Source organism: Pseudovibrio sp. Tun.PSC04-5.I4 (genome assembly GCF_900104145.1).
GTDB lineage: Bacteria > Pseudomonadota > Alphaproteobacteria > Rhizobiales > Stappiaceae > Pseudovibrio.
In genome coordinates this window covers 584204-599233 of the sequence record NZ_FNLB01000001.1, presented here as the reverse complement: position 1 = coordinate 599233, position 15030 = coordinate 584204, and the positions used below count along the sequence as shown (strand labels likewise).

The window sequence follows — 15030 nt, the reverse complement described above, 5'->3', positions numbered from 1 at the left end:
ACTATAATAATAAACTGGGCCTAACAGTCCCGATCAAGATGAGTGAAGAGGCCCCTCGTGACGAAGGTTCAACTCAAAGATGTATCAAGAGTATTCTCCGGCGCGCCTGCGGTTGATCGGATAAATCTTGATGTGTCCAGTGGTGAATTTCTCGTTCTTCTAGGCCCCTCTGGTTGCGGTAAAACCACCAGTTTGCGTATGGTTTGCGGATTGGAACAGCCGACCTCGGGTTCAATTTGGTTTGATGGCCGGGATGTGACCAATCTGCCTGTTCAGAATCGTAAGGTTGGCCTTGTTTCTCAACGCTTTGGCTTATTTCCCCACATGACCGTGGAACAGAATGTTGCATTTGGTTTGTCCGTCCGCGGAATGCCCTTGCAACAGCAAAACCAGTTAGTTGGAGAAATGCTGGAGGTTGTGCGCCTTTCCGCTTTTGCCAAGCGCTTTCCTCCTCAACTCTCTGGTGGGCAAATGCAACGTGTCGCTATTGCCCGCACACTGGTGACAAAACCAGATGTGCTGCTCTTGGATGAACCAATGGCCAGCCTCGACACGCTTCTGCGCACCGAAATGCGCCAATTTATTCGTGATTTGCATGATGAATACGGCATGACAACGCTGCTCGTCACGCATGATCAAATTGAGGCGATGGATCTGGCAGACCGGATTGCGGTTATGTTTGATGGGCGTATTGCGCAGTTGGCAGCGCCCGATGAGATCTACCAGCAACCAGCCAATGAGCAGACAGCACGCTTCATGGGGCACTCCAATATTTTTGAATGTTGCACGCACTCCAGTTCGCATATTCAAAGCCCATTCGGGCCCTTGAAATTTAGCGTTAAATCAAACATCAAACTAGAAGATCCCACCAAGGCGATGGTGCGATATGAGAGCATCACTTTAGGGGATGCATTGGCTCCGGTAGGGCCTAACATCTTTTCTGGCCTTATCAAACGAGCAGAATTTCTTGGCGCTATGATGCGCTATACGCTTCAGGTAGGAGAGGGATCTCTGACCGTCGAAGAAGCATCTACACTTAAACGAAAAACAGGCGATGCGGTTACTGTAACCCTTCCGCCAGAACAAATATGGCTGTTGCAATAAAGCAGCTCTACCGAAATCTTTGGGGAAATTTAATGGGAAGATCGAAAGCACTCACACAGCAAATGCTTCTTGCAAGCACGCTCGCCTTGGCAAGCTTGAGCGGTGCTGCACAGGCAGAAGACGCGCCGGGCCTGTTCCGCAGTGAGTTCTTGAAAGGCAACCTTGGTTGGGAAGATGTGACGACCAAAGCGCGTGCACAAGGCACCGTCAATTTCTATTATTGGGGTGGGTCTGACATCCTCAACCTGTGGATGGATCAAGTAGCCCAGCCAGCACTTGCTGCCGAAGGGGTAAAACTCAATCCGGTCCGCATCACTGCAACAAAAGATACCATTGATGTTGTGATCGCAGAACTGGCGGCCGGACGCGGTGAGGAACAGGGTAGCGTTGATCTGATTTGGGTGAATGGCGAGAACTTCTACTCTTTAAAGCAGCAAAATGCGCTTTGGGGTGCTTTTGCCAATCGCCTGCCAAATTCTATGAACTTCGAATGGGATGAATCTGATACCCGTTCGCTTTTGAACCTGCGCGATTTCGGCGTTAAGACCGGCTACCAGGAAATGCCATGGTCTGGTGAGCAATATGTGTGCTCCGTCAACCGCGCTCATGTTCCTGTCGAAAATACACCCACTACATTTTCACAGCTCAAGACCTACTTGAAAGCCAATCCGGGCAAGTTCACCTATGTGAAGCCGCCTCATTATCTGGGCAACACCTTCGTGCAGTCTGTGCTTTATGCCCATAATCCAGATGGGACTGGGGCGGAGCCCTACCAGAAATCCTTTGAAGAGCTCGGCGGCGCGGAGTTGGCTCGCCTGATGACACCCGGTTTTGAGTACCTAAAAAGCCTCGAGCCGTTGCTGCTTGGCGGAAGTTCCGGTTCGCCGCGCTATGCTGAAAACTCGGGAGAGCTGGACAATCTGTTCCTCAACTCGGAGGTCAATTTCAGCTGTAAGTTTGGCGTGTTTGGCAACCACAATGGTTTGATCACAGGTGCTTATCCTGAACAGGCAGAAGAGATGATCTTCCCGACTGGCAACATGATCAAAAACAAGAACTACCTTGCCGTGCCGTTGAACAGCCCGAACCCGGCTGCAGCTCTTGTTGCTATTAATTACTTCTCCTCCATGGAAGCGCAGGCCTCCATGTTGAAGACAGCAGGAATGCCGGTTGGGCTGGATCTATGGCGCTTAACTGCAGAGGAAAACGCCGTTGTGGAAGCCGCAGCACCACCGCATTATGGCGTGACTCAGCAAGACTTTGACGACAACATTGCACCTGACACAAACGCAAGCCTTGTTGATGTGATTGAGGCGACCTGGCTGGCCGTTATTGAGCGCAAAGAAGATAAACCGCTTGCTGATATCATTGCCGAATTTTCAGGTGAGCTGAACAACTAACTCTGGATTACGCAGATGGCGGTGCACTGCCATCTGCCTCTCTCAATGAAATGAATATTGATGCCTGAGGCACGTCCAGCCAACACCCAAACGACCGCGATGACGAACAGGATGCAGACACTGCGCGATGTGGCAGAAGTAACGCCATTACTTGTGGTTTTGGTGGGTTTGTTTGGTGGGGCCGTTTTACTGGGAGTTTTGCAAAGCTTTGGTTATGCACCTTGGTTCGGCATTAATGACTTCCCAACCACTATTTATTTCGAGCGCCTTTGGTTCTCGCCCGGATTCTGGGTGTCTTTGGGCTATACGCTCTATTATGGATTTGCAGCAACGCTGATTGGCCTCGTCATTTCAGTGCCTCTTAGTATTGCTCTTTCAAAACGCTTCAAAAGCTCTCGCCTTTTTGCAGCTCTCATCCGCTTGCCGTTGATGGTGCCTTATACAGTTGGTATCGCGCTAGCTTTGATTATGCTCGGTAACGGTGGATTGCTCTCCCGGTTCTCCGCAGCAGTTGGCTGGATTGACGACCCATCACAGTTTGCGCGTATTCTGAAAACTCATTGGGGTTGGGGCATCATTGCTGTTTATGTCTGGAAGCAAGTTCCGTTCATGACGCTGACCTTAGCTGCTGTTCTTGCCCGCAAAGGCGAGGATACGGTTGAAGCGGCCATGGTGCTGGGCGCGACGACACAGCAGATTTTCTGGCGGGTCACTCTTCCGCAGATTATGCCCGGTATTGTGTCAGCCTCTCTCATCTGTTTTGCATTCAACATTGGGGCCTTTGAAGCACCGCTTATCCTTGGAGGCGGTTATCCTGATACCCTTCCTGTTCTGGCATGGCGGTATTTTCAGGATGCCAACTACGCATTTCAGTTGCAAGGCATGGCTGTTGTGGTCTCGTTAGCGCTGGTTTCCGGGGTATTCCTCGCGGCGTATTTGCTGGGTTATCGCAGATATGAACGTGCACGGGGGAGAGTTTAGATGAGTGCTCACGGCCCCAAACTGCGAGATATCAAAGCCATAAGTCCTTGGCAGCGCTTGTTCGTGCTTGCAATGGCAGTGTTCACCATCGCACCGTTTGCACCTCTTATCATTCAGTCTCTGGCATTTCGGTGGGCATGGCCAAATGTCCTGCCAACCGTGTGGTGGCATGAACAGCGCACGCGATCTCCTTTTCCACTGGCGTGGGATTATGTTTTCTCCCCCAGCTCCCGCGTGGTGGAAGCAACACTTAACACCCTTGGCATCGGGATTGTTGTGACCTTGCTGTGCCTGATCATTTGTTTGCCCGCTGCTCGCGTGTTGGCACAAAGGGATTTTCGCGGCAAAAATCAGTTGGAGTTTTTGATAGCGCTGCCGTTGCTTCTACCAGAAGCTGCGATAGGTATTGCTTTGCTGATGATCTTCATCACACTGGGTTTGGCTGGAACCTATGCAGGCGTGATCCTCGTTCACTTGATCCCGACAATACCTTACATGGTACGGATGTTAACTGCTGTCTACCAAGGGCAGGGAACCGAGGCGGAAGACCATGCCCGGGTGCTGGGTGCAAGCCGCAGGCAGGTGTTTTTCAAGGTGACGCTGCCGATGATTTTGCCGGGCGTCATTGCAGGCTCATTGTTCACGTTTCTGGTCTCCACCAACCTGTTTTTGCTGACGTTTTTCATCGGGCAGGGCAAAATCATTACGTTGCCGACCCTTCTGTTTGCGAAAATCTCAGGCGGCGCGTTGGACGCAACTGGCGCAGGCATCGCCCTAGTTGCATCAATCCCCGGCATAATCCTGCTTATTTTCACAGATCGCTTCATCCGCAACTACCCATTGGCTGAGTGAGACGGGTTTCGTTGAAAATATTGGCTGGAGGAAACACCAAAAGCCTATTGGCCATCTCCTAAACCAGCTTGATTAACGCATGACCTTCCAGTTTCAACCCAGCCTCAAATATGCGTTTATCCCATGCGCGCCGGGTTCCGATGCCTGCTGGATTGATAAACAACCCATAACCTTCCGCTGCTTTGGTGAGAGCTTCATACATCGGGATATTCGGGTCGTCTTCGGGCAACAAAAGCTCTTTGCGATGTAAGATGGGCGGGTTATCGCGTTTGGAATAATCGATGGCTTTATTTGCGTTTGTCTTCAGGTCAAACGTAATGGAGTGCAGCAGTACCGGGAAACCTGAGACCTCAAACGCCTCGTAATGGAGGAGCGAGATCTTGTCTTTGCCGATTTTGCAAAGATTCCATTGTGCATCTGGCAAATGGGCGAGGGCTTGTGCCAGCCGCTCTGCATCCTCTGGATGCAGAAGGTCCACACCTGACCGATGGAGATAGAGCCAACCGCCGACGCGGCGACCTATTTTTAATTTCTGAGCCATGGCTGTGTTTAGCCGATTGCAGGCGCGTATGCTGTTCAAATCAACCGCAGTTCAAAATAGAAAACGCACCGCCATGGAAAAAGGCGGTGCGTACTCTGCATTAAGCTTGGAGCAGCTTAACGACTTCATCTGTGGTCCAAACCGCATTTGCAATAAAGCGGAAGTTGGTCAGAGCAGCGAGGTAGCCATCACCATCTGGAATGATAGCCGCTGCGGTGCCATCGCTGACGACGCCGACTTCAAAGCCTTGCTCGATCAATTCGCGCATGTGGCTTTCGGTGCAAAGGTTTGCAGACATGCCTGCAAGGATAACCTGATCCACACCCTGCTTGCGCAGTTGCAAAGAAAGGTCGTTGGTATCGTTGCCGTAAACCTTATGCGGTGAGGTGATAATGGTTTTGCCGTCATTGATGTATGGCTTGTAAAGCTCCAACCAGTCAGCGCCTGAACCTTCAAAGCCATCCAGATTAAGCGCGCTTTTGCGGTCAAACATGCCAATGTTGTGCATCAGTTTTTCAAGTGCACCCTCAAATTTCCAACCATGATCGGTTGGGTAATAGTAGTGAGGAGAAACAGCAACGGTAAGGTCAGAGGCCTTTGCAGCTTTGAATAGACGCTCGATGTTGTTGACGGTGTTGTTGCGTGTCACGCTTTCGCCAACCACGCCCCATGTAACTCCTTTAGGTGATAGGAAGTCATTCTGTGGGTCTGTAATAACGAGAGCTGTGCGCTTCAGATCCAGCTTCATGTTGCTTGGTGGCAGAACAGAATTTGCAACCGGTGCATAAGGATCAGGTGCCTTATCGTTAGACTTTGCTTGTGCCGCACCAGCTACAACAACGCCGCCCACAGCGGCTGCTGTTGCAAGCCCACCACGCAGAGCGTCGCGGCGGCTGAGTGTTTTCTTGTGATCATGATCGTTACACATTGTCTGTTCCTTCTTCAAGTTGGTAAGTTGAAGATGCGTCATGCAATGTGCTTTATGGTCCAGAAATGGTACCTTATCGTCTCTTTATGTATCATTCTATCGCGCTGCGCTTTATAGATACACTCATGGATATTCATTTTATTCTCGACGAAATGGAGATACAGGCCCATCCGTTTGCCTTGTGTGAGCTGAACGGTGCCTGCGATCTGGATTTGGGCAAAGACCCACTCGCCACGCTGCACTATGTGCTCGCCGGGGAGGGGGAGCTGGTGCTGCCCGCCCGCCCGGCCATCCCCGTTAGTCGTGGGTCTTTGATCCTTGTGCCTGCTCTCAAAACACATGTATTGCGCAGTTTTGGGCAGATTCAGGATCCGATTCCCAGCTGCAACCCCGACAAGCTGAAGATGGCTCACCTCATCCATAACAGTGACAGTCAGGATAAAGGCCAGTTGATCGCCATCTGCGCTCGCATTTCACTCAGCTTACGGCAGATGGAAAATCTGATTGATCTGGTGCAAGAGCCAATTGTCGAGAACAGAACCGGCGAAAATGCTTTCGCTGCACCTATTGAACGGTTGTTGCAAGAGCTTGCAGAACCTGCCCCAGGTAGCCTTGCTATGGTGCGCGCATTGTTGATGCAGTGCATGATTGAGTTGGTCCGCCGTCGGTTTGATGATCCCCTTGGTGGTTTGGAATGGATGGCTGCCTTACGCGATCAACGCATGTGGCCCGTTTTGCGACATATCCTTGATACGCCGGGAGATTCACACTCCGTTGAAAGCCTCGCCTCCCTGGCAGGCATGAGCCGCAGTGGGTTTGCCAAGCGGTTTCAGGAGGCCTATGGCAGCGGACCTATGGAACTGCTGCGAGATGTACGCATGCGCAGGGCCGCTACCATGCTGCTGGAAACCGACCATCCCATTGAGCGCATTTCACACCTCATCGGCTTCCGCAGCCGCAGTGCTTTCTCACGAGCATTCGAAGGTGCGATAGGCCTCTCGCCGCAGAAGTTCCGGATGCAGAAGAAAGCGTAGTGTGAGGCTTTGCGTCTACCTCACACATAAACCGCAGGGGTGATGACATTCCTCACGCCCGCTGTTTGTAGCTCTAACGCAATGCGTTCCACATCCGGCTTTTGCATGGTTGGCCAGTTGAGAGCTTCGCCTTTGACGCCGTGGTGCTGAAATGCGTTGAGGCGCAATGGTAGGTCTACATCCAGACCAAGCATAAACGCTTTGAGTTGCTCCAGTTCCTCCGGTTTATCTGTCCGGTGCGGGATGAGGAGATAGCGCAGTTCATGCAACTTGCCTGCATCGTAAAGCAGTTTGGCAGAGCTGAGAACTCGCTCGTTGCTGCGTGATGTCAGCAGACTGTGGAGATCATTATTAAACGCTTTGATGTCCAGCATCACGCCATCTGTTACGGGCAATACAGTTTGCCACGCAGTGTTTGGTAGGTAGCCGTTGCTGTCAATAAAACAGGTGAGGTCTTTCAATTTCTCTTCTGTTTTGATGGCGCTAAACAGAGCTATAATAAACTTCAGTTGTGTGGTCGCTTCCCCGCCAGAGATGGTGATGCCATTGAGAAATGGCTTATTCCGGCGCAGCAGAACCAGCACATCCTCAACGCTGTATTGCGTCACCTTCGGATTGGCGTTGATTGGGCAGACGTCCAGACATTTATCGCAATGCTCGCAAATACTTGGATCATGCAGCACCTTGCCTTGCACTATTGTCAGCGCACCGCTTGGGCATTCCGGTATGCAATCACCGCAATCGTTGCATAGCTTCATGGTGTGCGGGTTGTGGCAGCTCGGGCAGGCAAAATTGCACCCTTGCAAAAACAGGACAAGCCGGTTTCCCGGCCCGTCCACACAAGAGAACTTGATTACCTTACTTACTGTAGCGTGGGGTAAGTTCATGGCTCATCACTCGTGGTGCGCGCTCCAAAATTTTACCGGAGTCGGCAGCTTCCGCGCCCAGCACTGTCGTATTGATGCGAGACCCGCCGCATTCCTTAAACTTCGCGATGTCTGACAAACGTACCATGTATCCGGTAATGCGTATCAGATCATTGTTGGAGATGTTGGCAGAAAACTCACGGAATCCCATAGTAAACGCGCCCTTAACCAGTTGCTCCAGCGCGGCTGGGTTGTTCTCAATGGTTTCGTCAAGCGTCAGAATTTCGGAAACACCTGATGGATAGTAAGCATGATGCCCAGCTAATGCTTGCACATGGGTCACTGGGTCCGGCTCGGTGCCATAGGGAATACGAACTCCCGGGGTACAGCCATCATCATCGCTCAGGCCCGCTTGTGAGTGCAGCATAGCCTTACCTTGCCAAACGTTTTCCATTGGGCGTGCTTCAACCGCTTCATAAAGCGCTTTGGAGATGCGATGACCCAGTGTGTTGGCTACCTTGTCATGCCCATATTTGCCGTCACGGCCTTCTTTCTCCTGCAGCTCGTTTACACATTGAGCCATGGCGAAAATGCCATACATGGCGGTGAAACGATCTTTGCGCAACCAGCCTTCTTCAATCAGAAAGCTCTCAAAGAAACCTGATTTGTTGAAGAGGTGATCAATCCGCGCTTCTGTCAGGCGGAAATTCAGGGCGATGTATTTCGGCAGCACATTCTCAAAGAAATCAGCGGTGTCTTTAGAACGGCGCGCCACTTCACGCAGGTTGATGCGTGTCAGAGTAGAGGCACCGCCACACAACGGCAAAACATTGTAACAACTGGCAATGCCATACCCGTAATCATCAAACAACGGTTGATGCAGTGGGTTGTTGGCAATATGCGGCTTGGAACATTCAATGATGCTCTGGCACGCCTGACTGAAAATCTCGTCTGTGCTGACCTCAGGATCCCATATGAAGGTGAGGTTTGGGGCAATTTGCTTCAGCTCAGCGTCCACCTGCATAACCGCACGAGCAACACGGTTATCTGTTGGCCCAACATTGGCATGCATGAAAGCATCCGGCAGAACCCGGTCCAGATAGCGCCAGAACAGCTTGAGTTTGGTGTATAGCTCTTCATCGCTCACGCCGTCACAATAGGGCAGCAGCAAATTATCCAGCCGCCCGATGAACACCGGCATATTGGTGACTGATGGCACGTGATGGTACGCGATCATCAGCGAGTTGATGGCTTCATCCAGTGTTGTGGCTGGCTCAAGCTCAAGGAACTTGCTGCCCTGTTCCAACACAACCGAATAATCCGGCATCACATAGCGCGGTTTAAAGGGCGCGTGTCCCTCGTACATATCGCAGATAACGCGCTCTTCCAGTGCCTTGGCGGTTTCCTCATCAAGCTCGGGGTAGGGCAGAGAATTTTCTGCCTCCAGCGAGAGGTAACGCGCTTTTTGCGCAAAGGAGAGGCTAGGATCCTCGGTGATCCCTTTAAACCGTTCAAGAAGCTCCGACATGGGTCTGTTCCTTATTGCTCTTTGGAACCAATCTTAAACCAGCAAACCGCGCGAAGATTTGAACTACCGCAATTTCCGGTAGGAAATCAGGAGTGGTGCACAGGATGAATTGGCACAGAGGCGATGCGGATGGAAAGCGATCAGTATTAAACGACGTTTAACTTTAACACCTGTAAATTGCATTCATTCTCTTACAGGTATTGCAAAAATGACTCGTTTTTTGATTTTACTTCTTCCTCTATTCCTATTGGGCGGGTGTGTAACCACTAAGACGCCAGAAGAGCGCGGCGCCTATCGGATCAATAAGGTGAAGGTCATTGCACCTAATGTTAAACATGGTGCTCTCGTTGCAAAGCAGCTCACGCAAAAATTCAATAGGATGGCTCGGGAAAGCGCAAAATGGGTACCTGCGGGTACTTCATCTCACGAACTGACTATTGCGCTAACGAAGATCAAATATACAACGGTTTTGGGGTTTAAAGGCTCAGCAAACGGTTACCTGAATGGCTATTTCTTTATCGGCCCCAAAGCAAACGGCGTTGTCCATCGCTTTAAGTTGAGCGGCGACCCAGGCAAGGGAACGTTCGCGTCTTTGTCTGTTGGATTCAACAAGTACTATTCACCAGAATGGGTTTTTAATCGTCTGGCGGACAGATTGGTTTATCGCTTCAAAAAAGAAATTTACCTTATCAATGACAGGTCATATTTTGATAAGATTACAGATGCGCCGACCGTAAAAGTAAGTAATCCAAACTATGCCAGTCAGCCACAAAAACGTCGATCTGTTCGGCCTTCTCAGGTTTCAAATGGCAAATCCAACGGGATATCTCCGCCTCCGCCTCTTCTAATTGGTGGGTGATGTGGTTGGTATGTCGTCTTTGAAAGGTGATAGCTTTCAAACGGTTTTCTTCAATTCCCACGTCACATATGGAAGACCTGTCTCGTCGAACCAGTGAAGGCAACAAAAACAATCACTGGAGACGGACATGACCGTTCAAAACACCATCAATCATTATGAAAACGCTGCTCCGATTATGGCAGCCTTGCAAGGCGTTGAAGCAACGATCAGCAACACCGGGTTTGATGAGAAACTGCACCACCTCATTTTGCTACGTGCGTCACAAATCAACGGTTGTGGATTTTGCGTGCAGATGCACACTCGCGATGCACGTAAGGCTGGCGTTTGAATGGACTGAAGCCCTGACTCAATTAAACCGGGAAGAAGAATTACCAGAGCTTCGCCAGAAGCTGAGAACCCACTATAGTGATGTGGAAATCTCCACTATGACTGCTATGGTCGGCATGATTAACCTCTGGAACCGCATCGCAATATCGAACCATTGATAATGATAAAAAACTCTACACTAACTGTTTTTGAAAGTGCCAGACCCATGCTTATGGGGCTGGCATATCGTCTGCTTGGCACCGTTGCAGAAGCGGAGGATGTAGTTCAGGAAACGTACCTGAGCTGGTCAACCGCTAAGCACGCTGAAATCGTAAACCCGGATGCTTGGCTCACCACCGTGTGTACGCGTAAGGCATTGGATTTCTTGAAGTCCGCACGCAAAAAGCGGGAGAGCTACGTGGGTATGTGGCTTCCAGAGCCGTTACACACCGCATCAGAGGATAATCCAGAGGACCGTATTGAGTTGGCGGAAAGCCTGACAATGGCATTTTTGCTGGTAATGGAACGCCTTGGTCCCAAGGAAAAAGCTGCATTTTTGCTGCGAGAAGTATTCTCATCAAGCTATGAAGAGGTTGCAGATATTCTGGAAATAAGCCCAGCAAGCTGCCGTAAACTTGTCTCGCGGGCGAAAGCTAATGTTCAGCAAGCCTCTCAGTGTTATGTTGCGCCAGCTGAAAAACAGGCTGTGATGGTTCATGCATTCCAGTCTGCCTTGGAAACAGGGCAAACTGATAAGCTTTCTCAATTACTAGCCGCAGATGTTGCCCTCATTTCTGATGGTGGTGGCAAGGTCAACGCTATCCCGGAACCGTTGGTGGGGCTTGAGCAAGTGCTCGGCTTTATTCGCAAAGCTATATCGCCCGCAACGCGCAGTGGGCGTGCGTGGATTATGGAACTCAACGCTTGTCTGTCTCTGGTAACAGTAGATGGGTCCGGCATCACCACCACGTTTGCCTTTGCATATGATGCGGAGATGAAGGTGAACGCCATCTATGCGCAACGCAATCCAGATAAACTTACAGCGATCCACTAGGGCTTAGAATTGCAAACACAAAGGGAAGCCGCCACACTGAGTGCGGCCCCTATTCTTTATGTTTGCGTTGATTGCAGCAAATACCGTCACTTACGAGTTCAGGTTCGGGGTTACAACACTGGGGATGGTGCTCGGCTCGCCCGTCCACTCTCCTAGCCTCTCATATACGCGCAAACCCCTTACACGGATGTGCAAGGGGTTTGATGCTGTTAATTTGTCGTGTCTTTGAATATGCCCCCACACCGGAGCGTTAGAGGTCTTCGCGAGACAAAGCGTGTGCGGGAATGCTTGCACAGTCCATCTTCACCATGCCTTGACCCTCAAGATACACCCAGTTGCGGTTGACGCTGGTTGCCAGATATTTCTCATCATCGGCATGCATCAGTTCATCCTGTTTGAACTTCGGCAGGATCCAAGCCTTCATAAGCACCCAGTACAGTGCAAAGGCGGTGAAAAATCCGACAAAGTAGGAGAGCTCAATTGCGTAGATCGCCAGTGCGCCGCCGACGGCCCATGCAATCAGGCCTGCTGGGTTGCAACCCGCAATGTAATGGAACTGACCATCTTCCTCATAAAGCTCAGGCACGTTGAGACGGCGTTTGCGGATCACGAAGTAATCGCAGATCATAATACCGCCGAGAGAGGCAAGCATCGCACCATACAGACCGAGGTAGGTGAAGAGGTGATCAAGGATCAGCCATGGCATGGCTAGTGTGCCAACAATCGCTGCAAGGACAAGGCCCATCGCGTAGTTGATCCATGGAGCGCCTGCGTTCACGAAAGTCAGCGCCGCCGGAATGAGGTTCGCGCTGGTGTTAGTAGACCACTGCGCCAGAACCACCATCACGAGCAGAACCACGAGGGTAATGCCAGCACCTTGACCCTGAATGACCGTGATCGGGTTCCAGTCACCAGCTGCGATGAAGGATACCGCGCCGATCAGCGCGATCCAGCTCTGTACGACCGGGAGCGCAACAAACTGAGCCAAAAATACATTCTTGTTACGCTTGAAGAAGCTTTTGGTGCCCGCTTCAACATGCAAGAAGCGGGTGATGTTGGGGATGTCGACGGCCAGAGAGGACCAGAAGGCCATGTTGGCGACAAAAAGAGCCAGAATGGAAATTTCCGCATCGCCCGCAAATGACCAGATATCTTTTCCGCTGGCAGTCGCTAACCCGTCGACGGTGAAGTACATCCAAACTGAAATAGCCATGATCGCCGGAGCCGCGATTTTCGCAAGCCGCTCAACAGCACGAATGCCCATGGCTGTGTTAGCAACCTGAAGGATCGCAAAGCTGATGTACCAGACAATCCAGTTATCGAAGCCGGTGAGATAAGCGAAAATTCCGTTAAGCGCCAGTGCGCCAAGGTAGGTTTGAATGCCAAACCAGATCGCGGCCACAATACCGCGGGTAATGGAGGGGATGTGTGTGCCAACCGTACCAAACGGTGCGCGCAGGTAAACAGCAAAAGAGATGCCGTGTTCAGTCCCAATATCTGCTGTGAGCGCCATAACGATGCCAAGCAAAAGGTTGGCGAAGAAGATTGTCGCGATAACGATTGGCAGAGGAAGTCCGGCAACGCCGCCAGCACCCAGTTGAAATGTGGCAATGATAACCGCCATTGAGATCCAAAGGCCGATGTATCCGCGATTGCTGATGGCACGCTGATTGAGCCAGACGGGAAGAATTGAGGGTTCCATTAGGCGCGATTGGCCGCGCGAAACCTCATCCAGAACTTGGGTTTGAGCCATCTCTTAGATCCTGACGTTTTTATTCTTGTCGTGACAGTAAATATTTACAGAGCGCAAGTAAGCGCGTGCCAAATCAGCTCTCGCCTGCAACAAAAAGCGCAGCTTCGGCTATTTGCCGGTAGCTCCACTACATGCACTGCGAGGTTAAAGACAGCCTGTATGAAATTGTTCTGCTAAAGTCGGCTAAATACCCTGGTAATGTGCAGTGTGCAAATGATTGTTGAAGTTATCACTAAAGTATATCAATAAATCTAAATGAATACAGTGCGTGATGTCGCATTTTCTACCAAATGGTCAATAATATAACGTCTCCAATACATCATCAAGCATTCCAAATGTTGTTGGGAAAAACTAAAAAGCTGAAAAGATTGGATTATTTATACAGATTAAGCTCTGGTAACCCGGTGTCTTGTTTGCTGTTCACTTTGGAGTCTTGGCCTTTATCGAAGGAGCTCAGTCCGAGCCTGCAAAAGTGAGTACGGCAAATAAAGAAGTTTGTTTCTCAGGGAAATAAATTGAAGATGGAAGAATATTAAACTCGGGTTACCCCTTCAACGGAGCGGTGTTTTTATGGCAAGGCCGCACAGGTCCGACAGAGTAGAGCGGGAAATATCAATGCAGTGACGGCCAAAAAACTCGCTCCGACGGTACAGCGGCAAATGCCTATCAAATTTGGAGACCAGAATATGCACTGATAAGCTGGCTCCGACGCTTGATCTTTAAAAGGGTCGGGTTGGCGCGGGAGCTTGCATCATCTTAGAGTTGGCTTGGCAGGTCTCCTTGGTACACGGCTTCAATCACTTTTAGCTTTGCGGTGATGAACTCCACCAGTTCAGGCACATCCTTACCATTGAGCCGTAGTTCGTCGCCATAATGAAGGCACGCTTGAGGCGATTGCAGAGTACCGCGCTCGTGTTCCTCATCGTTATGTATCCGGTGTTTGCCGTGGGCCGGATTTGGTGTCCTGTTAGATGTGGGAGGCAGCAGCTCCGGCGCAGTTGAGTGCTCTTCTTCCCATGCTGACTTGCCTCCTTAGCAAAAACTGAAGAAGAAAATACTCATTCAAACTAAACCAAGTAAGATGGCGCTGAGCGGGCCATTAACTTGCAACGTCATCATGGTTCCACACAGCGATGTTCCCACGGCGGCCTAAGCTAACGTAATACTTTGGCCAGTTAATCACGCCAAACTTAACCTGCGGAAATTTAGGTCGATGATCGACATTGTTCTTATGCGGTTTGAAAAGGGTCTTTGAAAAAGAGAACTTCAACAAATATAGATGCTGGAAATACTTTCACCCAACAACGCCTGTCTACTCATGGTTTCCTGCTGTCTATGGCATACTGCAAGCTTTAGGTATGAAGCCCTTCATCCAGCCCAACACGGGCATGATGAACTCAGCCTCACAGGTCCCTCGCAGTCAGGATAAAGCCCGCGCTCGATTACGCGTAACGCCTCAACCTCCCCTGCATTTTGGTTAATTTCCCGCAACCCAGATTTTCGCGAAGGTGCTGCGGGTTTCGGTGCAATTAGCTGTAGAAACGCGAGGGAGCGACATCATCTATGCCCCAGATCCATCCGCGAACAAATCTACAAAGTATTCACCTTTTCAATAATCTAAGTTATTTTCCAGTTGCCTGTTCCCCTTTGCAAAAGCCCCATTTTTCAGTTGATTACCTAGTCGTGCGATTGGATACGCAAGACAGACTGCTGCGCGGCACGTCTTTTGCCAAAAATTGCGATTGCATGGAGTCAAAACCTCTATCTTAGCGGGAAAAATTCGCTAAAACTTTCCGTGATGACCCTAGGTAAAACACCTATAAT

13 protein-coding genes are annotated in these 15030 nt (G+C 50.5%); 8 read left to right on the top strand and 5 right to left on the bottom strand.

Going from position 1 to position 15030, the window contains the following annotated elements:
* Positions 1–57 precede the first annotated feature (57 nt).
* Genes BLS62_RS02795 through BLS62_RS02780 form a run of 4 tightly spaced genes read left to right on the top strand, consistent with a single transcriptional unit; the run spans position 58 to position 4337 of the window.
* Positions 58–1104, top strand: coding sequence for an ABC transporter ATP-binding protein (locus BLS62_RS02795; protein ID WP_093176642.1), 1047 nt, complete (start codon positions 58–60; stop codon positions 1102–1104).
* Positions 1105–1136: 32 nt separating this feature from the next.
* Positions 1137–2504: an ABC transporter substrate-binding protein gene (locus tag BLS62_RS02790; protein ID WP_093176639.1), complete on the top strand. Its 1368-nt coding sequence runs from the start codon at positions 1137–1139 to the stop codon at positions 2502–2504.
* 60 nt (positions 2505–2564) lie between these two features.
* A complete protein-coding gene (locus BLS62_RS02785; protein WP_093176636.1) occupies positions 2565–3485 on the top strand; it encodes an ABC transporter permease in 921 nt (306 codons plus the stop codon).
* Positions 3486–4337: an ABC transporter permease gene (locus BLS62_RS02780; protein WP_208990651.1), complete on the top strand. Its 852-nt coding sequence runs from the start codon at positions 3486–3488 to the stop codon at positions 4335–4337.
* A gap of 58 nt (positions 4338–4395) precedes the next feature.
* Here BLS62_RS02780 and BLS62_RS02775 read toward each other — a convergent pair whose 3' ends face one another.
* Together BLS62_RS02775 and BLS62_RS02770 are read right to left on the bottom strand one after the other, a co-directional pair.
* Positions 4396–4878, bottom strand: coding sequence for a class I SAM-dependent methyltransferase (locus tag BLS62_RS02775; RefSeq protein ID WP_093176634.1), 483 nt, complete (start codon positions 4876–4878; stop codon positions 4396–4398).
* Positions 4879–4978: 100 nt separating this feature from the next.
* Complete coding sequence (locus BLS62_RS02770; protein ID WP_093176631.1) at positions 4979–5806, bottom strand: cysteine hydrolase family protein; 828 nt, start codon at positions 5804–5806, stop codon at positions 4979–4981.
* Between the two features lie 125 nt (positions 5807–5931).
* On the opposite strand from BLS62_RS02770, the gene BLS62_RS02765 reads away from it, so the two are divergent.
* Positions 5932–6840: an AraC family transcriptional regulator gene (locus BLS62_RS02765; RefSeq protein ID WP_208990650.1), complete on the top strand. Its 909-nt coding sequence runs from the start codon at positions 5932–5934 to the stop codon at positions 6838–6840.
* Positions 6841–6860: 20 nt separating this feature from the next.
* Here the strand turns inward: BLS62_RS02765 and BLS62_RS02760 are convergent, their stop codons facing one another.
* Positions 6861–7727, bottom strand: a complete 867-nt coding sequence (locus BLS62_RS02760) for a YjjW family glycine radical enzyme activase (protein ID WP_093176628.1) — start codon at positions 7725–7727, stop codon at positions 6861–6863.
* Positions 7699–9234: a YjjI family glycine radical enzyme gene (locus BLS62_RS02755; protein ID WP_093176625.1), complete on the bottom strand. Its 1536-nt coding sequence runs from the start codon at positions 9232–9234 to the stop codon at positions 7699–7701. Before BLS62_RS02755 ends, BLS62_RS02760 begins: the two co-directional genes overlap by 29 nt.
* Positions 9235–9343: 109 nt before the next feature.
* Here BLS62_RS02755 and BLS62_RS02750 point away from each other — a divergent pair, with 109 nt between their 5' ends.
* From BLS62_RS02750 to sigJ, 3 genes are all read left to right on the top strand, one after another.
* A complete protein-coding gene (locus tag BLS62_RS02750) occupies positions 9344–10093 on the top strand; it encodes a hypothetical protein (protein WP_200798441.1) in 750 nt (249 codons plus the stop codon).
* Between the two features lie 127 nt (positions 10094–10220).
* Positions 10221–10421 carry a carboxymuconolactone decarboxylase family protein gene (locus BLS62_RS31570; protein ID WP_208990649.1) on the top strand — a complete coding sequence of 67 codons (201 nt, stop codon included), beginning with the start codon at positions 10221–10223 and terminating at the stop codon, positions 10419–10421.
* A gap of 159 nt (positions 10422–10580) precedes the next feature.
* Positions 10581–11453 (top strand): RNA polymerase sigma factor SigJ, encoded by an 873-nt coding sequence (sigJ, locus tag BLS62_RS02740; RefSeq protein ID WP_093176622.1) that lies wholly within the window; start codon positions 10581–10583, stop codon positions 11451–11453.
* 250 nt (positions 11454–11703) lie between these two features.
* Here sigJ and BLS62_RS02735 read toward each other — a convergent pair whose 3' ends face one another.
* Positions 11704–13206, bottom strand: coding sequence for an NCS1 family transporter (locus BLS62_RS02735; RefSeq protein ID WP_093176619.1), 1503 nt, complete (start codon positions 13204–13206; stop codon positions 11704–11706).
* Between the last annotated feature and the right edge of the window lie 1824 nt (positions 13207–15030).

What these genes read in the sequence shown, in the direction of transcription:
- BLS62_RS31570 (WP_208990649.1), top strand. Translation starts at nt 10,221, where the DNA reads ATGACCGTTCAAAACACCATCAATCATTATGAAAACGCTGCTCCGATT.
- BLS62_RS02790 (WP_093176639.1), top strand. Translation starts at nt 1,137, where the DNA reads ATGGGAAGATCGAAAGCACTCACACAGCAAATGCTTCTTGCAAGCACG.
- BLS62_RS02760 (WP_093176628.1), bottom strand. Translation starts at nt 7,727, where the DNA reads ATGAACTTACCCCACGCTACAGTAAGTAAGGTAATCAAGTTCTCTTGT.
- BLS62_RS02770 (WP_093176631.1), bottom strand. Translation starts at nt 5,806, where the DNA reads ATGTGTAACGATCATGATCACAAGAAAACACTCAGCCGCCGCGACGCT.
- BLS62_RS02765 (WP_208990650.1), top strand. Translation starts at nt 5,932, where the DNA reads ATGGATATTCATTTTATTCTCGACGAAATGGAGATACAGGCCCATCCG.
- sigJ (WP_093176622.1), top strand. Translation starts at nt 10,581, where the DNA reads ATGATAAAAAACTCTACACTAACTGTTTTTGAAAGTGCCAGACCCATG.
- BLS62_RS02735 (WP_093176619.1), bottom strand. Translation starts at nt 13,206, where the DNA reads ATGGCTCAAACCCAAGTTCTGGATGAGGTTTCGCGCGGCCAATCGCGC.
- BLS62_RS02775 (WP_093176634.1), bottom strand. Translation starts at nt 4,878, where the DNA reads ATGGCTCAGAAATTAAAAATAGGTCGCCGCGTCGGCGGTTGGCTCTAT.
- BLS62_RS02785 (WP_093176636.1), top strand. Translation starts at nt 2,565, where the DNA reads ATGCCTGAGGCACGTCCAGCCAACACCCAAACGACCGCGATGACGAAC.
- BLS62_RS02780 (WP_208990651.1), top strand. Translation starts at nt 3,486, where the DNA reads ATGAGTGCTCACGGCCCCAAACTGCGAGATATCAAAGCCATAAGTCCT.
- BLS62_RS02755 (WP_093176625.1), bottom strand. Translation starts at nt 9,234, where the DNA reads ATGTCGGAGCTTCTTGAACGGTTTAAAGGGATCACCGAGGATCCTAGC.